We start from the raw sequence: 19,696 nt of genomic DNA, 5'->3' as shown, positions 1-19,696 counted from the left end.
AGTAGTAAGCCCACTGTTCATGGCCGAGGTCGATTGTAAGCGCTTACAATTTTTCCGCGCAAATGGAGGATTGCCGGGGTTCGGGCGGTCCCGGGGGTCCGGCGTCGACCGGTCCGCGCTCGGCCGGTTCACACCGCGGCCGGTTCACGCCGCGCGCGGGAGCCGCGGCCGCCGTCGGGGGCCGTCCGCCGTCGGGGCCGTGCCTTTTGGGGTCTAGCGCAGGACGTAGTGGCGCAGGAACGCGGCGACGTCCACCAACTCGGCCTTCGAGATCGTGTGGCCCATGCCCGGGTAGGTCCGGGCCGTCAGCTGCGTGTGCTGGTGTAGCCAGTCCGCGGTGTGTTCGGTGGCGGCGTCATTGATCACGACGTCTGCCTTGTCCCGGCCCCAAAAGAACGGTGGCCGCGCGTCAAACGATTCGCTCATGGCAAGGAGTTCGTTGTCGAGGACAAAGCCGGACAGCCCGACGACGGCACGGAACTGTTCCGGCCGGAGCCGCAGCAGCGTGCTGGCCATGGCCATCCCCTGGGAAAACCCGAGCAGGCTGACGCTGCTGTGCCGAGCCTTGACCGACTCGATCCAGGCGAAAACCGCGTTCGTGGCGGCGATGACGTCGGCAAAGTCGTGGGTCAGGAAGTAGTCCAGGACGAACCAGCCGTAGTAGCCTCCGAAGTCCTTGGGTCCACGCAGGGCGGCGCAGCTGAACTCGGCCGGCAGGGAACCGAACAATTTGGACATGCGGGACTCGTCAGTGCCGTAGCCGTGCAGCATCACCAGCAACGGCGTCCCGGCGCGTTCGTGTTCGGGTTTCGACCAGAGGACCGTTTCCATGGGCCCAGCCTATCCAGCACCGCCTTCCGCCCTGTCCCCCGACGTAGTTGCGCGGGCACTTTTCCGCGACCAGCGCTTCCGCCGCGGAAGCGTATCTCCCCCGGCCCCCTTGCCTGGCCCATGCGCCCCAAAACGGTGCGGGCGTGCTCCCCGGCGCGACTGTCCGAAGCGGGTGCACCGATTCGAAAACGCCGCGGACGTCGCAAAACGGTGGAAATTCCTCCTTGGCTGATTCATTGAAACAGCCAAGGAGGGGTTGTAGCGTGACACTGGTCAGCAGGCTTCGCATCATCATCCGCCCGAGGCACCAAGGAGCACGTTATGAGAATCGGTTCCGCAATCTTCCTCATCGCTATTGGCGCCATCCTCGCCTGGGCCGTCGCCCCGGGGCTGATCCCCAACGTAAACCAGGCAATGATTGGCTACATCCTCATGGTGGTCGGTGTCATAGGGCTCATTGCGTCGCTCGTCATGGCCTCCCCCGCCCGCTCGCGCCGCGTCAGCGAAAGCCGCACGGTAGTAGACCCGAACACCGGCGAGACCGTCACCCGCAATGAGAGCCGCGACGCAGGCATCTGAAAATTTGCCGCAGCCCACACGGCGCGGAAACCCCACGACCCGAAAGCCGGGCCGGACTTTGAAGTGCGACCGACGTCCGCCCGCAAAGCCGGACATACCCCCAAGATCCGGCCTCACGGATGAGCACGTCCCGCGCACCCCGCCGGACCACCGGACATGTCCCCTCCACCCCAAGATGCCACCCGAGGAATGGACATGTAGCGCACAGCCCGCGCCAAAGAATGGGCATATCCCTCTCAGCAGACAGCCAGAGGACATGGACCCTAACTGTCCACCCCTTGAGGCAACCGCTGGACATGCCCCCCCTAGCCCCGCCCGACGAATGGACATGTCGCGCGCACCGGAGACCCACCGGACATGTCTCCCGCTGCGCCGCCCGGCCGGTGGACATGTCCCCCGTGATCCGCCGACGAATGGACATGTCCAGCGCATGCCGTGCCAAAGAGTGGGCATGTCCCTCGCATTCGAGAACCACGGGACATGCTTCCCACCTGCCCACTCCTCGCCGCAACGGCTGGACATGTCCCGCTGGACCCCATCCGACGGCTGGACATGTCCCCCTGGATCCCGTCCGACGAATGGGCATGTCCCGTCAACTCGTTCGTCCAGCGCATGTCCCCGCATGGCCCCGTCGAATGGACATGTCCCCCCGACCAATCCAGCCCAGTCTGTGTTCATGTTGTTTTTCATTGACAAACCAACAAGAACAAAGATAAAGTCAAGCAATTCCATTTCATGTGATCGGAGTCACTGGAACGGCAGGAGCGTATCCGCAACAAAAAATCGAGAACAGCCAGGACCGACGCAGTACGCAATGGAGGGTAAGTGTTCGCCGAAGAGCGCCAGCAGCTGATCGTGGGGCTCATCTACGCCAGCGGCCGGGCCAGTGTCACGGACCTGGCCGAGCGCTTCAGCATCACCACCGAAACCGTCCGCCGCGACCTCGCCACCCTGGAGGCCGCCGGCAGCGTCCGCCGCGTCCACGGCGGCGCAGTTTCCCCGGACCGCGTCAGCACTACCGAGGAAAGCATCCTCGAACGGACCGTCCAGCGGCAGCCCGAAAAAGTCCGGATCGCGGAGGCCGCCCTGGCCCTGATTCCTATAGGCCTCGCCGGCAGCATCCTGATCGACGCCGGCTCCACCACCGAGGCCCTGGCCGAGCTCCTCGCCACCCGGGCCGCCGGAGCCGCCGCGACGGGCAGCACCCCGGCAGCCGACGCCGAACTCGTGGTCATCACCCACTCCCTGCCGATTGCCTCCAGGCTGTCCGGCCAGTCCGGCATCGCCCTGCATGTGCTCGGTGGAAAAGTCCGGGGGCTGACCCAGGCCGCGGTCGGCCAGTCCACGGTGGAGGCCGCACGCCGGATCCGCCCGGACATCGCCTTCATCGGCACCAACGGCATCCATGCAGCCTTCGGGCTGAGCACACCCGATCCTGAAGAAGCCGCTGTCAAGGCTGCCTTCGTCCACTCAGCGCGCCGCATTGTGGTGCTGGCTGATTCCTCCAAGCTGGACGCGGAGACGCTGGTCCAGTTCGCCTCGTTGAAAGATCTGGACACTGTGATCACAGACATGCAACCCAGCCGGGAACTTGCCACCGCCCTCGCGGACGCCGGAGTGGAGGTGGTGGTCGCGTGATTGTCACCCTCACCGCCAACCCCAGCCTGGACCGCACCGTAGCCCTGCCGGGCCCGCTCCTCCGCGGGGAGGTCCAGCGGGCCACCTCCGTCCGCCAGGAATCCGGCGGCAAGGGCGTCAATGTCTCCCGCGCCCTCGTGGCCTCGGGGCTGAAGACCATCGCCGTCCTCCCCGGCGCCGAGAGCGATCCCGTCCTCGCCGGGCTGCGGGCAACCGACGTGCCCTTCGCGGCCCTCCCGATCGGCGAGCCGCTGCGCAGCAACGTGGCCCTCACCGAGCCCGGCGGCGTCACCACCAAGGTCAACGAACCCGGACCGGCCCTCAGCCAGGAGCAGCAGGAGGCCCTGATCGGCCTGTTGCTGGACCAGGCCCGCGGGGCCGTCTGGGTTGTCCTGGCCGGCTCGCTCCCGCCCGGAGTTCCGGCCGACTTCTACACGACCGTCACCCGGCGGCTCCGTGCGCAGTTTGATGGCGAGGCCACACCCAGGGTCGCCGTCGATTCATCCGGCGAACCTCTCGCCGCAGCGGTCTCCGGCGACGCCTCGGGAAAGCCGGACCTCTTGAAACCCAACGCCGAGGAATTGGCGGAACTGGCTGCCGCAGCCGGGTCCGCCACGAACAAAACCGCTGAGGAGCTTGAAGCGGACCCGGAGGCTGCAGCAACTGCCGCCGCCGCCGTCGTGCGCTCCGGGGTGGGTGCTGTACTGGCCACCTTGGGTTCCAAGGGTGCCGTTCTTGTAACGGCCGACGGCGCGTGGCTTGCCACGCATCCGCCGGTCACCGCGGTCAGCACTGTCGGTGCCGGCGATTCCTCGCTGGCCGGATACCTGCTCGCCTCCAGCCAGGGCGCCGCCCCGGTTGATTGCCTCCGTCAGGCGGTGGCCCATGGTGCTGCCGCCGCTTCCCTGCCTGGCTCCACGGTCCCGGCAGTCGACCAAACCACCCCCGATGCCGTAACCATCACGGCCCTCCGGAAGGATTGACAGTGACACAGCTCATCACCACCGAACTGGTCGAGCTCGACCAGAATCTGGGCAGCTCGCCCGAGCACGTGATCCGGCACCTGGCAGGCAGAGTTGCAGCCAACGGACGTGCCACCGAGGTCGAGGGCCTCTTCGCCGACGCCTTCGCCCGGGAATCCAAGACCGCCACGGGCGTCCCGGGCGGCATTGCGATCCCGCACTGCCGCTCGACGGCGGTCACCGAACCCACCCTGGCGATGGCGCGGCTGTCCCAGCCGGTCGACTTCGGCGCCAAGGACGGACCCGCGGACCTGATCTTCTTCATTGCCGCTCCTGAAGGCGCGGACCAGGACCACCTGAAGCTGCTTTCGAAGCTGGCGCGGTCGCTGATCAAGAAGGACTTCACCGCCAGCCTGCGCGCGGCGACCACCCAGGCGGAGATCGTCGAGCTGGTCGAAGCCGCGCTGGCGGACAAGCCCGCACCCCAGGCCGAGGCCGCACCCGCCGCCGGGGCAACCGCCGTCCCCGTGACTGCCGCGGCCGCCAGCGCGGACACCGGAGACGGCGCGGCGAAGGGCAAGGGCCCCAAGCGCCTCGTCGCCGTCACCGCCTGCCCCACCGGCATCGCCCACACCTACATGGCAGCCGATTCACTGGTCGCCGCGGCCAAGGAAGCCGGCGTGGACCTGCAGGTGGAAACCCAGGGTTCCTCCGGGGCCAAAGCCCTTGACCCCGCTATCATCGCCGCCGCGGATGCCGTGATCTTCGCCGTCGACGTGGACGTGCGCGGCAAGGAGCGCTTTGCCGGCAAGCCCGTGATCAACGCTCCGGTCAAGCGCGGCATCGACGAACCGGACAAGATGGTCGCGGAAGCGATCGCCGCCGCGGACAACCCGCACGCCCACCGCGTGCCCCACTTCGGCGCCGAGGAGCAGGCCGAGCTGGCCGCCGAGGAAAAGAGCGAGCACCTTGGCACGAAACTGAAGAAGGCGCTGCTCACGGGCGTCAGCTACATGATTCCGTTCGTGGCAGGAGGCGGTCTGCTGATCGCCCTCGGCTTCCTGCTGGGCGGCTACAACATCACCACCTTTGCAGACAAGATCCTGGCGGACAACAACCTCTTGAACCTGCCCACCGTGTATCCGGAACTGGCATGGGGACCGCTGGGCGCTTACCTCGGTGCCGTGTTCTTCAAGATCGGTGCTTTGTCACTGGGCTTCCTCGTGCCCGCCCTGGCCGGCTACATCGCCTACGCCATCGCTGACCGGCCGGGCATCGCCCCGGGCTTCGTTTCCGGCGCCGTCGCCGTTTTCATGGGCGCAGGCTTCCTGGGCGGCATCGTGGGCGGCCTGATCGCCGGTTATGTGGCACACGCGATCGGCAGGCTCAACGTGGCCCGCTGGCTGCGCGGCCTGATGCCGGTGGTCATTATCCCGCTGGTGGCGTCCATTGCCGCTTCCGGCCTGCTCTTCGTTTTCCTGGGCCGCTATGTCGCCGCAGTCACCGTCGGGCTGAACAACTGGCTATCCAGCCTCACCGGTGCCAGTGCAATCGCCCTGGGCGTCATCCTGGGCCTGATGATGTGCTTCGACCTCGGCGGCCCGGTCAACAAGGTTGCCTACTCCTTCGCCGTCGCCGGCCTGGGAGCGGCCTCCCTCACCAACCAGGCGCCGTACCAGATCATGGCGGCCGTCATGGCCGCCGGCATGGTCCCGCCGCTGGCCATGGCGCTGGCCGCGACCGTACTGAACCGGCGGCTCTTCAGCCTGGCCGAGATTGAAAACGGCAAGGCCGCCTGGCTGCTGGGTGCCTCCTTCATCTCCGAAGGCGCCATCCCGTTCGCCGCCGCCGACCCGTTCCGCGTCATCCCCGCCTCCATGCTCGGCGGCGCCGTGACCGGTGCAATCTCGATGGCAGCGGGAGTGGGATCGAAGGCCCCGCACGGCGGAATCTTCGTCTTCTTCGCGATCGACAACTTCCTGATGTTCGTCGTCGCCATCGCGGCCGGTACCGTCGTGAGCGCTTTCGCCGTGATCGGGCTCAAGCGCTGGGCAGTCAAGAAGCCGGTTGATACGGTGGAGACCGTTCCCGTAGCCGCCTGAGTCCACCAGGACGTATCTTCAAACCACCCATTCCCAGCCACCAAACACCCCAGCTGACTTCAAGGAGCAGAAATGACCGAACGTAACGCCACCATTGCCAGCCGCGTTGGCCTCCACGCCCGCCCGGCCGCCATCTTCGCCGAGGCTGCCGGCGAGTTCGACGACCTCGACATCACGATTGCCCGCCTGGGCGAGCCGGAGGACGAGGCCATGGACGCCGCCAGCATCCTGTCGCTGATGAGCCTGGGCGCTTCTCACGGTGAAGTCGTGGTGTTGCGTGCCGAGGGCGAAGGCGCCGACGCCGCCCTGGACCGCCTCGTGCAGATCCTTGAGACGGACCACGACGCCGAATAGCAGCACCGAAAACACCGCGGGCCCGGACGCACCCCTTGGGGATGCGGCCGGGCCTGCGGCGTTTCCCGGCCTGACAGCCTCGGCCCGGAACAGCAGCAAAAGCTCGGGGACCGGGCCGCGCGTCTGCTGAGCGGGTGAATGCTTGTCACGGCTCAGGGGCGCCGATAGGTTGGAATCCCCGGCCCCACCGGTTGAGTGGTGATACGCAAGCGTCCCGAGCCAAAGGAGACAAGCCCGTGGCAAGTGTGCAGGAAAGCATCGACTTCGGCGTGCAGGTGGCCATTGCGGTCGGTGGTGCCTTCGCCGAAGACGCGATCGCCAAGGCGTCCGGCGAGCGGGGGCCGAAGTAGCCATGCCGACAAAGAAGGGTGAGCCCCGCGGCTCCGAGAGCCCCAGTATCAAGGACCCCGAACTCTACGAGAAGCTCGTCGAGGACGGCGCATCGAAACAAAAAGCTGCCCGGATTTCCAACGCCGCCGCTAAGCGCGGCCGTTCGGCGGTCGGCCGCAAGGGCGGCCACGCCGGCGACTATGAGGCTTGGACGGTTCCGGAACTCAGGGCGCGGGCCAAGGAAATCGGCCTCAAGGGTTATTCGGCGAAGAAGAAGAGCGAACTCATCTCCGCCCTGCGGAATTCCTGATCACCGTGGTCGACGGCGCTGGCCGGCGTCCCGCCTCACGCACCCTTCCGGGCCGGTTTCGCGGCAGGGGTCCTGGCGGCCGGGGATTTGGCCGCCGCCGTCTTGGCGGCAGTGGTCTTGGCAGCCGGGGCCTTCCTGGCAGTCGTCTTGGCCGCAGTGGTCTTGGCCGCAGTCGTCTTGGCGGCGGAGGTCTTCGCAGTGGACGTCTTGGCAGCGGCTGTGGACCTGGCGGCGCCGGACTTGGCCGCAGGGGCCTTGGACGCGGCCGCCTTCGCGGGAGCTTTGGCCGGCGCCTTGGCAGTTGCCGGAGCGGCCTCCTCGTCCGGCTCGGCGTCTGCTCCGCCCCGCTTCTTCGCGATGCTGCGTTTGAGGGCCTCCATGAGGTCGATGACCTCGCCTTCGCCCGCCTCGGCCTGAACGCCGAAAGTCTCCTCGGTGTCCAGCGACTCGCCCTTCTCCAGCTTCGCGTCGATGAGCTGGCGCAGCTGCTCCTGGTATTCGTCCGTGAATTGGTCCGGCTCAAAATCGGAAGCCATCGAATCCACCAGGGCCGCGGACATTTCGCGTTCCTGGGCGGAGATGCGGATCGAGGTGTCGAGGGCCGGGAAGCTGGCTTCGCGCACCTCGTCGGCCCACAGCAGCGACTGCAGCACCAAGACCTCGTCGCGGATCCGCAACGCGCCGAGCCGGGTCTTGTCCCGCAGCGCGAACTGGACGATCGCCACCCGCTCCGTGTCCTCCAGGGCGCGGCGCAAGAGCACGTACGCCTTCGGCGACTTGGAGTCCGGTTCAAGGTAATAGCTCTTCTCGAACATCATCGGATCGAGCTGGTCGACCGGTACGAACTGCACCACCTCGATTTCGTGGCTGTTCTCCGCCGGAATCGATTTGAGCTCATCACGGGTCAGGACCACCGTGCGGCCGTCGTCCTCATACGCCTTGTCGATGTCCTCGTAGTCAACGATCTTGCTGCAGACCTCGCAGCGGCGCTGGTAGCGGATCCGCCCGCCGTCCTCGTTGTGGACCTGGTGCAGGCTGATGTCGTGGTCCTCCGTGGCGCTGTAGACCTTGACCGGCACGTTGACCAGCCCGAACGCTATGGCACCTTTCCAGATGGCTCTCATGGATCAAGTGAACATCACAGTTGCACGGAGGTGAAGGGTTTTGCCCAAGGGTAAGGAACGTGTCCGCGTTGACGGACGCGAACTGGTGCTCACGAATCTGGAAAAAATCATGTATCCGGAGACGGGCACCACCAAGGCCGACATCCTCGCCTACTATGCCGCGGTGGCACCGGTGCTCATTCCGGCCGCCCGGAACCGGCCGGCCACCCGGAAGCGCTGGGTCCACGGCGTCGGGACCGCCGACGCCCCCGGAGAAATGTTCTTCCAGAAAAATCTCGACCATTCGGCCCCGGGATGGGTGCCCCGCGCCTCCATCACGCACAAAGAACGGACCATCCAGTACCCCCTGGTCAATGACCCCGCCACACTCACGTGGCTTGCCCAGATCGCCGCCCTGGAAATCCACGTCCCGCAGTGGCGGGTCGACTCGCACGGGAATGCGCTGCCGCCGGACCGGCTGGTCCTGGACCTGGACCCTGGGGAGGGCGCAGGGCTGGCGGAGTGCGTAGAGGTCGCCCAGCTGGCCCGCGCCATCCTGCAGGACGTGGGCCTGGACCCCGTGCCCGTGACGAGCGGCAGCAAGGGCATCCACCTCTATGCCGCCCTCGACGGGTCCCAGAGTTCGGACCAGGTCTCCGACTTCGCGCACGAACTGGCGCGCGCCCTGGAAGCCGACCACCCGGATCTTGCTGTCAGCGACATGAAAAAGACGCTCCGCACCGGCAAGGTGCTCGTGGACTGGAGCCAGAACAACGCCGCCAAAACCACCATCGTGCCGTATTCGCTGCGCGGCCGTCTCCACCCGACGGTGGCCGCGCCACGGACCTGGCGAGAGCTCGGTTCCGCTTCCCTGCAGCATCTGGACTACCGCGAAGTGATGAAACGCGTGGCAGCCGGCAAAGACCCGTTCGCGCCCATCTCCGGGAGCACGAGTACCGGCGGACACGCGGCGGATCACGGGTCCGGCCACAAGGAAGAAAGAAGCGCCAGCGTCCGGCCCGGCGGTTCCCGCGCTGAAAGTTCCCGGGAGGAGCCCGGCGACGGGGGCGACGCCGATCCCCGCCTGGATCTGTACCGCACCAAAAGGGACAAGGCAGTTACCCCCGAGCCGTTCACCGCGGAACGCCATCTGGCCGCGAAGGACAGCGGGACCCTGCGGGAAACGTTTGTGATCCAGGAACATCACGCCAGCCGGCTGCACTACGACTTCCGGCTGGAGCGCGACGGCGTTCTGGTCTCCTGGGCGCTGCCCAAGGGCGTCCCCACGACGCGCACCAAAAACCACCTCGCGGTCCAGACCGAGGACCACCCGATGGACTATGCCGACTTCGAAGGCACCATTCCCAAGGGCCAGTACGGCGCCGGCACGGTCACGATCTGGGACCGTGGCCACTACGAATGCGAGAAATGGATCGCCGGCAAGGAAGTGATCGCCACCCTGACCGGCCAAGAGGACGGCGGCCTCGGCGGTACGCGCAGGTTCGCTTTGATCCACACCGGCCAAGGCAACGACCAGTGGCTCATCCACCTGATGGACCCGCAGGGCTCGCGGAAAGGGCACGCGGAGGCGGGCCGCGCCGCTGAGACGGCGGACAGTGACACGGCGGACGCGGAGGCAGTCGGCACGGCGAAGTCCCCCTCCCCCGGGGACGACTCCGAATTCAGCCCCATGCTCGCCAGCTCAGGAACACTGGCGGACCTGCCGGACAAAGACTGGCAGTACGAACTCAAATGGGACGGCGTCAGGGCACTGGTGGTGGGCGGCGCCACCAGAATCCGGCTGATCAGCCGCAACGGCAACGACATGTCCGCGAGCTACCCCGAACTGACGGACCGTTCCTGCTGGCCCGAACAGGACTTCGTGGCCGACGGCGAGATCATCGCCGTCGGCCACGGCGGCCGGTCCGATTTCGGGCTGCTGCAGGGCCGGATGAAACTCACCAAGCCCGCCGACGTCGAGAAAGCCCAGGCGTCGATCCCGGTGAAACTGATGCTCTTCGACCTGCTCTCCGACGCCGGCGAGGACCTGCGCGGCCTGCGGCTCAGCGAGCGCCGGAGCAGGCTCGATGCCTTCTTCCGCCCCTCAGCCTGCCCGGTGGAACTCTCCGATGTCATCGACGGCGATGCCGCCCACATCCTTGAGAGTGCCGCGGAGCTTGGGCTGGAAGGCATCATGGCCAAGCGCACGGACGGCCGGTACGTCGGGCAGCGCAGCCGGTCATGGCTCAAGCTCAAGGTGGAGCGGACCCAGGAGGTGGTGGTGGGCGGCTGGCGGCCCGGAAAAGGCGGCCGCCAAGGCTCGGTGGGCTCGCTGCTGCTGGGCATCCCGGACGGCGCGAAGCTCCGGTACGTGGGCCGGGTGGGCAGCGGCTTCAGCACCCGTGAACTCGAAGAGCTCAGGCAACAGCTGGACGCCCTGCCGAGGAAGACCTCCCCGTTCCAGGACGTGCCGCATGCCGACGCGGCCGACGCCCACTGGGTAAGCGCCAAACTCGTCGGCGAGGTCACTTTCGGCGAATGGACCGGCAGCGGGAAACTCAGGCACCCCGTGTGGCGCGGCTGGCGCCTGGATAAGGCGCCGTCCGACGTCGTCGTCGAACCTGCCGCCGGTCCTGCCACGGCCCCCTAGAGGCCGCAGGCCGCTAATCGTGGTGTGGCATCTGCGGACGGCTCTGCCGGTGCGTCGCCGCCGCCGCCACCTGCTGCCCCTGCCGCCCGCGGGCTGTGTCGCGGTCCTTGGGATGACGGTGTTTGCCGCTGCCGTCCGGCCATTGCTGCCCCTGGGCCGCGGACGGGAGAACCCGGCCCAGCTCCGGACCGGGCGCTTCAGCCATGGACTGCGCCAGATGGCTCGCGACCTCGGGCTGGACTTCTCCTCCGAACTGATGCTCCGCCATGATCTTCCTTTCCGCTGCAAACCGCCGCTGTAAAAGAGCGCCGCACAGGAGCGCTGCAAATGAGAGCTGTGAAACGAAGTGTCCATCCATCCTAGGACTGCTGGGATGAGATGTCTGTAGTGGGCCGCCGGCGGACCTTCAGGAGGCCGGATCCTCCCCAAAAGTGTGTGCTGTCCGGGGTTCCTGCGGAAAATTTTGGCCGCACCACCGCTGGTGGCGCCGATTCCCAGTAACCGCGCGGCAGGACACGGCAAAAGTATCCGCCGGATCAGCGCCAAAACGCACCGAAAATCCCGGATAATACGGCACGAAAATCGGAAACTCCAGAGAGATCCCGTAAAATTGAAGGCCTGCCCGGAGCGGGGCAGCCACAAGTCGCAAGCAAATGACCTCCCCAGGAGTGGCCCAAATGCCCACGGACCGAAGCACGACCGACTCTTCAGCAGGCGTTTTGCACGCCAGCGGAACCAACCAAAGCGCACCCAAGGGTGCAAGAAAACCAAAGCTACGCCGTCGTCGACTCCGTGAGTCCGACGTGAACGTCGTCGACCAGCCCATGCTCAAAAAAGCCGTCAGCGGCACCATTGTTGGCAACACCATGGAATGGTACGACGTCGGCGTGTTCGGCTACCTGATCACCACCATGGGACCGGTGTTCCTGCCGGAGGCGGACAAGTCCGTCCAGACCCTGTTCCTCTTGGGAACCTTCGCCGCCACCTTCATCGCCCGCCCCCTCGGCGGCGTCGTGTTCGGCTGGCTCGGCGACAAGGTGGGCCGGCAGAAGGTTCTCGCCGCTACCCTGATGATCATGGCGGCCAGCACCTTCGCAGTCGGTCTCCTGCCCGGTTATGCCCAGATCGGCATCTGGGCCGCGGTGCTGCTGGTCCTCCTCAAACTCGTCCAGGGCTTCTCCACCGGCGGCGAATACGCCGGCGCGACGACCTTCGTCAGCGAGTACGCCCCGGACAAACGGCGCGGATTCTTCGCCAGCTTCCTGGACATGGGCAGCTACCTCGGCTTCGCCCTTGGCGCCGCCCTCGTCTCGGTGCTGCAGCTGACCCTCGGCCAGGACACCATGGAGCAGTGGGGCTGGCGCCTCCCGTTCCTCATCGCCGGCCCGCTTGGCCTGGTTGCCATCTACTTCCGGAACAAGATCGAGGAGTCGCCGCAGTTCCAGGCCACTCTGGATGCCCAAGAAAACCTCACCAAGGACGCCGCCGCCGCGGACGCAGCAGCCTCCAAGGGCCCGGTGGGCATCGTGAAGGCCTACTGGCGCTCCATCATTGTCGCGATGATCCTGGTCGCGGCGGCCAACACGGCCGGCTACGCGCTGACCTCCTACATGCCGACATACCTGACCGAGTCCAAGGGCTTCGACGAACTGCACGGCACCTTGCTGACCATCCCCGTGCTGGTCATCATGAGCCTCTGCATCCCGCTGACCGGCAAGCTCTCTGACCGGATCGGCCGCCGCCCCGTGCTGTGGATCGGCGCCATCAGCACCGTCGTCCTGGCCACCCCCGCGTTCCTGCTGATCGGCATCGGCGAAATCTGGTCCACGCTGGCCGGCCTTTCCCTGGTGGCCTTCCCCGTGACGTTCTACGTCGCCAATCTGGCCTCGGCCCTGCCGGCACAGTTCCCGACCGCCAGCCGCTACGGCGCCATGGGCATCGCCTACAACTTCTCGGTGGCCATCTTCGGCGGCACCGCGCCGTTCATCGTTGCCGCCCTCATCAATGCCACCGGCAACGACATGATGCCGGCCTACTACCTGATGGCCACCTCGGCGATCGGCGCGGTAGCGATCTACTTCCTCAAGGAATCCGCCCAGATGCCGCTGCCTGGCTCGATGCCGAGCGTGGACACCCAAGCCGAGGCCCGCGAGCTGGTCGCCACCCAGGATGAGAACCCGTTGATCGACCTCGAGCACATGGACATGCCCCTGGTTCCGCAGGCAGCAGATCCCGCGACAGGGCGCGGCCCGGCCGGGACAGTCCCCGCCGGCGCCTAAGCAACAGCCGCTAGGAGTCGCCAGACTTCGTAACACAGCCCCGCCCTTTTGAGGCCTGTTCCGTATGCTTACCCCTCGGGGAAGTCCGCGGAGCAGGCCTCAGGCGTGTCCGGACCCCTGCCAGAAACCCCAGAAACGTAAATTCCAGACAAGCGGAGCAGCCTTGTGATGGGCGTAGGCGTCGGCGTCTTCCTCGCCGCCCATCACGTCGATTCATGGGTGCTGGTGGGTGTGGAAGCCCTGTTTGCCGGCGCGGGGTCGCTGTTCGCGGACAGCACCACCCTGAGACCCGCCGGCCCGTTTTTCGGGATCCTCGCCCTCGGCGCGTGCGCGTCCGTCCCAGCCGCCGCGCCCTGGCCCGCCGCCGTTCTCATCGCCGCCGGATCTGCCGCGTGCTCGATCATGGTCGGCTTTGGCGGCTGGTTCCGGGGAGGCACGTGGCGGCGCGGCTGGCGGCGCGAGGTCGCGGCGCTGCGCGGGGCACGCCGGCGGGCGGCGCGCCTTCACGCCCTCCGCTACATGTCCGCCGTCGGTGCCGCCGGGAGCGTCGGGGTGCTCAGCGGCAGCGGCCACCAACCGACCCGCACCTCCTCATAGCCGAACGGGCCGTCGAAACGCTGGTGGGCGCCGGCGTCGGGATCCTGGTGGTGGTGCTGGTCAGGCGCAGGCGCACGGCCGCCCGGACGTAGGCTTCGCGGCTAAGTGCCCGCCTGCTTTGCGCGCCTCGGCGGCCCGGCCACGAGCCGCGCAGGAAGCACCCGGGTCACCGAGGTCAGGACCTTGTAGCGCCGGCTGGGGATCGAGACGGCCTTGCCCTTGGCGTTGTCCGCCAGTCCCTCGCTGACCACCTGCCGGGCGTCCAGCCACATCCAGCGCGGCGCCACCGTCTTGTCCATGCCCATCCGGTCGTGGAATTCGGTATGGGTGAATCCCGGGCACACGGCAGTGACCTGCACGCCGCGCGCCTTGTACAGCATGTTGGCCGAGCGCGAGAAACTCAGCAGCCACGCCTTCGCGGCCGAGTACGTCCCGCGCGGCAGGAACGCCGCCACGCTGGCCACGTTGATGATCCTGCCGGACTGGCGCGCGAGCATGCCCTGCAGGGCGGCATGGGTGAGCTCCATGGCGGCCTCCACGTGCAGCTTCAGGTGCTTTTTCTCGTCCGCTATGTCGTTGTCCTCGAAGGACTTCAACAGGCCGATCCCCGCGTTGTTGACCAGGATTTCCACCGGTCGAGCGGGATCGGTGAGGCGGGCGACGACGGCGGCGACCCCGGCGTCGTCGGTCAGGTCCGCGGCGATCGTCTCCGCCGCGCCGCCGTAGCGGTTCTCCAGTTCCGCCGCATGCGCGGCGAGGCGCCCGGCGTCGCGGGCGACGAGGACCACCCGGTGGCCCTGTTCGGCCAGCTGGCGGGCGAATTCGGCGCCAATGCCGGCTGTGGCGCCCGTGATCAGAGCGGTGGTACCCGGCGTCGAGGCTGCGTGGGGGTTCATACCGACAGCGTAGCCGCGGCCGGGCTCAGGCCACCGCCGTGTCCGGCGACAATTCGTCTTCCTCCGGACCGTCCCCGCCCGTCAGGTGGCGGTTCTGGAGCTCCTCGGCGGCCAGTTCGTACCAGGTGTGCGCCCCAAAAGAAGGGGTGCTGGTGTCCAGGTGCCGGTACAGGGCGTCGGCGAGCTGGCACAGCGCAGTGTCAGAGAGGGCCCGGACCGTGGCCGCCGGATCCAGCGCGCCCTCGAAGTACTCCGAGAGGGCCAGCCCGTTGATGCTGTCAAGGTCAGGGACGCCGGCTTCCGCCACCAGCGCGCTATCGGCAGCAACCGGGCCGAAGCCCACTGCGGAGTCCGGCGCCACGTCAAGTCCGGGGAGGACTTCACCCTCGGCGGCAACATGCAGAACTTCACCGTCGGCGCCTACGTGCAGAAGGCAGATTGGCAGGACGGCTGGCTCGTCCAGCACCAGGCGGAACGGCGCGGCCAGTGCGGCATCCCCGGCGTCAGCGATCGGCAGGGGTTTGGAGTCCACGAGCCGGCGGAGGTCTAGGAGCACTTCGGGGTCCAGGTGGGAGGCGCCGTGGAGGTCGATCACTACCTCCGCCCCCGCCTCGAGGCGGCAGGCGCGGCGCACGATATGCATGAGGGTCGCTGAATCAGACTGGGTCACGCAGCCGGTGATTTCGAGGGTGACATGTGCGGGATCAACATCCATCCGGACAAGCACGCGAAGTTTGTGGTTCATGGTTCTCCAAAAGGGGGGCCTGTCCAAGAGCCAGCTGCATAACTCTGCTCAAACCTTACGAGGTTGTCGACCGGCTCACAAGCTGGTCGCGGATGCCCGCGCGTACCGGCAGTGCCGGCCCGCCGGCGGAGGGGCTTAGGCGCCCTCCGGCACCTGGTCCGGCCAGTCCACGTACTGGTGGTACGTCTCATGGCGGCGCAGGTAACGGTGCATGAAAGGACAGTTCGGAATGATCCGTTTGCCCGATGCCACGACATCGTCAAGGGCAAAGTGCGCCAGCACCTTGCCAAGCCCCTGGCCCTGGAACTGCGGGGCTGTGTCCGTGTGGATGAAGTCGATGTGGCCCGGCCTGTCGATGAAGCGCACCTGGACGGCGAGCTTGCCGCCGACATGGAGCTCATAGCGGTGCAGCTCGTCGTTCCGCGTGGTGGCGACGTCCGGGCTGAAGGTGTCTTCCGTGGCTGCCGAGTTCTCCGTCATGGTTCGACATTGGCACTTAATGGCGGGTGTGGCAATGGCGGTTCTGATCCGCCGGACCGGGCTGTCCGCGGCGCGTGACGGACCGGAATCCGCGCCAACAAAGCGACGGCGAGCGCGAAGCACGCAGCGCCCCCGCCCAGCAGACCGAGGGTGAGTCCGTTGAACACCGCGTCGACCGCCGGGACAAAGACGGCGACGGCGGCCAGCAGCACGGCGGCCGCCGGGCGCCCCGCCGGAGGATCATACGACGTCGTCCGCTCCTCCAGCCTGCCGAACAGCGCCACAACCGGCAGCAGCAGGGCGACCACGCACATCAGCACAAGGGGCCGCCCCCACCACCAGGCCGCGGTTCCCCCGGCGGGCTGGGGGAAGTTGGTCAGCAGCAGCATCCCGGACATCGCCGCGAGCAGGGGCAGGTGCCACAGATACACAGTCATGGACCGCCGTCCGGCCACGCCCACGAACCGCCGTACCCAGGCCACGGATGCGATCCGGCACAGCGCCGGGCGGAACAGCTGGAGGGCAGCGGCCTGCGAGATGCCCAGAAGCAGCAAGGGCAAGTTGGGCGGGTTGAGGTTCACCAGCATGTTTCCGGAGTACAGCCCGAGCAGGACTAGCAGACCCAGCAGCGCGTTGCTGGCGGCCATCACGCCCAGCAATGCCGGACGCCCCGGTTTCAGCTGCCGGCCGTCCGCCACGATGAACCCGAGCTGCTGCACGGCACACCAGACGAACACCATGTTCAGGTAGGCCAGCGGCGGCAGCACGCCCCGCAGGCAATCGACCGTCACCACGAGGGCGGTGAGCCCGGCCAGGGTCAGCCACGGCGCGCGGTCGTGCAGGACCGCCAGCCAGGGCAGGTTGAGTTGCGCGGCCAGGTACGCGGCGAGGAACCACAGCGGCATCCCGGCGCCGCTGGTGAGCAACTGGATGACCTGGGGGTCAACGCCTGCGAGCAGGGCCACCGACAGGCCGGTGAACATGACGGCCAGCAGGACGGCGGCCGGACGGATCAGGCGCAGCAGCCGGCCCTGCATGAAGTACAGGGCCGTGCCGCCCCTGGCACGCAGCCGCCGCCAGGACTGCAGGCCTGTGATCCCGCCGGCCACAAAGAACAGCGGCATGATCTGCAGGACCCACACAACCGGCTCAAACCAGCGCTGGTCGCCCAAGGTGTTTTCGGACGTGACGGTGCCGTCGGGATGGAGCACCGGGCTCACCATCATGGTGTGCCCCACTACCACCAACGCCAGGCAGAAGAACCGGGCAAGGTCGATCACCGGGTCGCGGTCCGGCACGGGAGGTGGCCCGCCGGCTGCCCGCTGCTGTGGAACCATGGCGCCCCCTAGGAAGCCTGGCTGTGATGCCTCCATTGTCGGCCCGGCGACGCCCGTCGGCCAGAGCAGGAGGACCCGGGTCCTCCTGAGTTAGAAGGGCCCGGGTCCGTGTGTGGTGCCTTTGGCTGTCGCTAGCCGTCCCTAGCGGGAAAGCGTCGCCAGGGCGCTGGCCGCGAAGGTCCTCGCGGAGGTATCCCAGAGGCCCAGCAGCGCCTGGAGGTTCTCGCCGTCGGCCCGGTGGGCGGCGGTCTGTTCCTCTAGGACCGTCAAAACGCCGGTCCGCAGCTCGGTATTGAAGTTAACCTTGCCCACGTTCATGGAAGCGGCCTTGACCAGTTCTTCAGCCGGGATGCCAGAGGCCCCGTGCAGGACCAGCGGGATCCGGGTCCGCACGGCGATGTCCTGCAGCACATCCCAGCGCAGCCGGGGCTCCCCCTTGTACTTTCCGTGGACGTTGCCCACGGCCACGGCGAGCAGCTGCGCACCCGTGCGGGCCACAAAGTCCTCCACCTGGGCGGAGTCGGTCAGGCCGGCCGGTTCGTTCGTGTTGCCTGCGACGTCGCCAGCGGCGTCGGTCCCGAAGGCCCGGTCCTCGTCGCCGGCAAGTCCGCCGAGTTCGGCTTCAATAACGACGTCGGCGCTCCCCTGCGCGGCGAGGGCAGCGCGGGCGTCGCGGACCAGGGCGATGTTGTCCTCGTAGGGCAGTGCGGATCCGTCCACCAGCACCGAGTCTGCCCCGGCGCTGACGGCTTCGCCGATCACCCGCAGGTCGGCGGCGTGGTCCAGCTGCACCGCGACCGGGACGGCGGCGGCGTCGGCGAGTCCGCGGAGCGCGGCGATCAGCCGCAGCCCGTTGGGTGTGGCCGCCGTCTTCGGCGCGACGAGCAGGATGGCGCCGCGGCCCGCCGCCTCGGCGGCCGCCACGACCGCCAGCGCGGTGGTGAAGTCGTAGCAGGTGAAGGCGGGCACGGCGGCGCCCTGCTGCAGGGCGGAGGTGACCAGGGTGTCGAGTCGGGTCCGCATCAGGCGCTCAGTCCCCCTACCAGCATCCAGGCCACAAACGTCAGGGCGAAGCCTGCCAGGCCCAGCACGGTGGTGAGCACGGTCCAGGTCCGGAGGCCATCGGCGACGGTCAGGCCGTAGTAACGCACCACCACCCAGAAGCCGGCGTCGGTCACGTGCGAAAGGCCGAGGGCGCCGAAGCCGATGGCGATCGTGATCACAGCAATCTGCGCCGGCGAGTATCCGCCGCCGGCCACGGCCGAGGAGAGCAGGCCGGCCGTGGTGACGATCGCGACGGTGGCGGAGCCCTGCGCGGCGCGGAGGGCCAGCGAGATGATGAAGCCCAGCAGCAGCAACGGCACGCCCAGGGTGTCAAGGGACTCGGAAAGGGCCTTGCCGATTCCGCTCACCTGCAGGACGCTGCCAAATACGCCGCCTGCTGCAACGACCATGAGGATGGAGGCAATCGGCGGGAGTGCGCCTTCGAAGATCTCGCCGGTTTCCACGAGCGACCACTGCCGGCGGACGGCCAGCAGGAAGAAGGAGAGCGCGACGGCGACGAGGAGGGCGAACACGGGGTTGCCGACGAAGGCAGCGACGCCGTACCAGAAGTCGTTCTTGTCGATGACCAGGGTGCCGATTGTGCCAAGGAGGATCAGTGCGATCGGGGTGGCGATGAGGAAGATGATCATTCCAGGCCGGGGCGGCGCGACGGCTTTGCTGCCCGGGCCCTCGTGACCGACGCGGACCAGGGTGCCGGAGCCGAACTCGTCCACCTGCTTCTTGACGGACGGCAGCAGCTCGTAGGTCTTGCGGTTCATGATGGACGCAACCCAGTAGGACAGGAAACCGAGGGGCACGCAGATCGTCAGCGAGATCAGGGCGATCAGTCCGATGTCAGCACCCAGCACGCCGGCGCCGGCAACGATCCCCGGGTGCGGGGGCACGGCCACATGGATGGCCAGCATGATGCCGGCCATGGGCAGGCCGAATTTCACCGGATGGACCTTGGCGATCTTGGCGAAGGCGTAAACGATCGGCACCAGGACGATCACGCCGACTTCGAAGAACACCGGAACCGCGACGAGGAAGCCGACGGCAGTGAGGGCCACGGCCACCCGCCGGGCGCCGAGCTTGGCGGTGAAGTGGTCGGCGAGGGACTGCACGCCGCCGGAGACCTCGATCATCCGGCCGAGGATGGCGCCGAGGGCGATCAGGAGGGCCACCTTGCCCATGGTGCTTCCCACCCCGTTGGCCACAACGGTGAAAACGTCCTTGAGCGGGATCTGCGCGGCCACGGCCACCAGGATGCTGACGGTCAGCAGGGCGACGAAGGCCTGGATCTTGAAGCGGATGATCATCAGCAGCAGCAGGGCCACGCCGGCAGCCGCGATGGTCAGCAGCAGCGGAGTTCCCAGCTCCACGGCGGGCTTGATGACGGGCGCGTCGGCGGCGCGCGCCATCAGGGAATTGAGCAGGGGGGTCATTACGGGCTGTCTCC

Annotated in this window: 18 protein-coding genes; 9 read left to right on the top strand and 9 right to left on the bottom strand. The window is 67.5% G+C overall.

The genetic code is table 11. The features are described 5' to 3' along the window. Window positions 1–213: 213 nt before the first annotated feature. Window positions 214–831 (bottom strand): alpha/beta hydrolase, encoded by a 618-nt coding sequence (locus ACFVVK_RS12015; RefSeq protein WP_390266731.1) that lies wholly within the window; start codon window positions 829–831, stop codon window positions 214–216. Window positions 832–1,152: 321 nt separating this feature from the next. Between ACFVVK_RS12015 and ACFVVK_RS12010 the strand changes: the two genes are divergently transcribed. The 6 genes from ACFVVK_RS12010 to ACFVVK_RS11985 all read left to right on the top strand — a co-directional run bounded on the left by ACFVVK_RS12010 (window position 1,153) and on the right by ACFVVK_RS11985 (window position 7,106). Continuing rightward, entirely contained in the window at window positions 1,153–1,410 is a 258-nt protein-coding gene (locus tag ACFVVK_RS12010; protein WP_390266729.1) for a DUF6458 family protein, read from the top strand. An 825-nt stretch (window positions 1,411–2,235) separates the two neighbouring features. After that, window positions 2,236–3,048 carry a DeoR/GlpR family DNA-binding transcription regulator gene (locus tag ACFVVK_RS12005; RefSeq protein WP_390266727.1) on the top strand — a complete coding sequence of 271 codons (813 nt, stop codon included), beginning with the start codon at window positions 2,236–2,238 and terminating at the stop codon, window positions 3,046–3,048. Beyond that, complete coding sequence (locus ACFVVK_RS12000; protein ID WP_390266725.1) at window positions 3,045–4,031, top strand: 1-phosphofructokinase family hexose kinase; 987 nt, start codon at window positions 3,045–3,047, stop codon at window positions 4,029–4,031. The genes ACFVVK_RS12005 and ACFVVK_RS12000 overlap by 4 nt, the downstream gene beginning before the upstream one ends. A gap of 2 nt (window positions 4,032–4,033) precedes the next feature. Next, window positions 4,034–6,112: a fructose-specific PTS transporter subunit EIIC gene (locus ACFVVK_RS11995; RefSeq protein ID WP_390266723.1), complete on the top strand. Its 2,079-nt coding sequence runs from the start codon at window positions 4,034–4,036 to the stop codon at window positions 6,110–6,112. A gap of 72 nt (window positions 6,113–6,184) precedes the next feature. Beyond that, window positions 6,185–6,466 carry an HPr family phosphocarrier protein gene (locus ACFVVK_RS11990; protein ID WP_390266721.1) on the top strand — a complete coding sequence of 94 codons (282 nt, stop codon included), beginning with the start codon at window positions 6,185–6,187 and terminating at the stop codon, window positions 6,464–6,466. A 352-nt stretch (window positions 6,467–6,818) separates the two neighbouring features. After that, window positions 6,819–7,106, top strand: coding sequence for a Rho termination factor N-terminal domain-containing protein (locus tag ACFVVK_RS11985; protein ID WP_390266719.1), 288 nt, complete (start codon window positions 6,819–6,821; stop codon window positions 7,104–7,106). 35 nt (window positions 7,107–7,141) lie between these two features. On the opposite strand, the gene ACFVVK_RS11980 is transcribed toward ACFVVK_RS11985, so the two are convergent. Further along, a complete protein-coding gene (locus ACFVVK_RS11980) occupies window positions 7,142–8,230 on the bottom strand; it encodes a Ku protein (RefSeq protein ID WP_390266717.1) in 1,089 nt (362 codons plus the stop codon). Window positions 8,231–8,339: 109 nt separating this feature from the next. Here ACFVVK_RS11980 and ACFVVK_RS11975 point away from each other — a divergent pair, with 109 nt between their 5' ends. Beyond that, entirely contained in the window at window positions 8,340–10,859 is a 2,520-nt protein-coding gene (locus ACFVVK_RS11975; RefSeq protein WP_390266845.1) for an ATP-dependent DNA ligase, read from the top strand. Between the two features lie 13 nt (window positions 10,860–10,872). On the opposite strand, the gene ACFVVK_RS11970 is transcribed toward ACFVVK_RS11975, so the two are convergent. Beyond that, on the bottom strand, window positions 10,873–11,127 hold the full coding sequence (locus ACFVVK_RS11970) for a hypothetical protein (RefSeq protein WP_390266715.1): 255 nt from the start codon (window positions 11,125–11,127) through the stop codon (window positions 10,873–10,875). A gap of 409 nt (window positions 11,128–11,536) precedes the next feature. Between ACFVVK_RS11970 and ACFVVK_RS11965 the strand changes: the two genes are divergently transcribed. Together ACFVVK_RS11965 and ACFVVK_RS11960 are read left to right on the top strand one after the other, a co-directional pair. Further along, window positions 11,537–13,138, top strand: a complete 1,602-nt coding sequence (locus ACFVVK_RS11965; protein WP_390266713.1) for an MFS transporter — start codon at window positions 11,537–11,539, stop codon at window positions 13,136–13,138. A gap of 168 nt (window positions 13,139–13,306) precedes the next feature. Further along, entirely contained in the window at window positions 13,307–13,735 is a 429-nt protein-coding gene (locus tag ACFVVK_RS11960; protein WP_390266711.1) for a hypothetical protein, read from the top strand. A gap of 101 nt (window positions 13,736–13,836) precedes the next feature. On the opposite strand, the gene ACFVVK_RS11955 is transcribed toward ACFVVK_RS11960, so the two are convergent. The 6 genes from ACFVVK_RS11955 to ACFVVK_RS11930 all read right to left on the bottom strand — a co-directional run bounded on the left by ACFVVK_RS11955 (window position 13,837) and on the right by ACFVVK_RS11930 (window position 19,682). Then, window positions 13,837–14,631 (bottom strand): SDR family NAD(P)-dependent oxidoreductase, encoded by a 795-nt coding sequence (locus ACFVVK_RS11955; RefSeq protein WP_390266709.1) that lies wholly within the window; start codon window positions 14,629–14,631, stop codon window positions 13,837–13,839. A gap of 25 nt (window positions 14,632–14,656) precedes the next feature. Then, window positions 14,657–15,376: a hypothetical protein gene (locus ACFVVK_RS11950; RefSeq protein ID WP_390266707.1), complete on the bottom strand. Its 720-nt coding sequence runs from the start codon at window positions 15,374–15,376 to the stop codon at window positions 14,657–14,659. 135 nt (window positions 15,377–15,511) lie between these two features. After that, window positions 15,512–15,856, bottom strand: a complete 345-nt coding sequence (locus tag ACFVVK_RS11945; protein WP_390266705.1) for a GNAT family N-acetyltransferase — start codon at window positions 15,854–15,856, stop codon at window positions 15,512–15,514. Continuing rightward, window positions 15,853–17,193, bottom strand: coding sequence for an acyltransferase (locus tag ACFVVK_RS11940; RefSeq protein ID WP_390266703.1), 1,341 nt, complete (start codon window positions 17,191–17,193; stop codon window positions 15,853–15,855). Before ACFVVK_RS11940 ends, ACFVVK_RS11945 begins: the two co-directional genes overlap by 4 nt. Before the next feature lie 141 nt (window positions 17,194–17,334). Continuing rightward, window positions 17,335–18,216 carry a class II fructose-bisphosphate aldolase gene (locus tag ACFVVK_RS11935; RefSeq protein WP_390266701.1) on the bottom strand — a complete coding sequence of 294 codons (882 nt, stop codon included), beginning with the start codon at window positions 18,214–18,216 and terminating at the stop codon, window positions 17,335–17,337. Further along, entirely contained in the window at window positions 18,216–19,682 is a 1,467-nt protein-coding gene (locus ACFVVK_RS11930) for a GntP family transporter (protein ID WP_390266699.1), read from the bottom strand. The genes ACFVVK_RS11935 and ACFVVK_RS11930 overlap by 1 nt, the downstream gene beginning before the upstream one ends. Window positions 19,683–19,696 lie beyond the last annotated feature (14 nt).

The sequence above is a fragment of the Arthrobacter sp. NPDC058192 genome (assembly GCF_042883665.1).
Taxonomy (GTDB): Bacteria; Actinomycetota; Actinomycetes; order Actinomycetales; family Micrococcaceae; genus Arthrobacter.
This window is presented reverse-complemented; position numbering and strand designations above follow the sequence as displayed.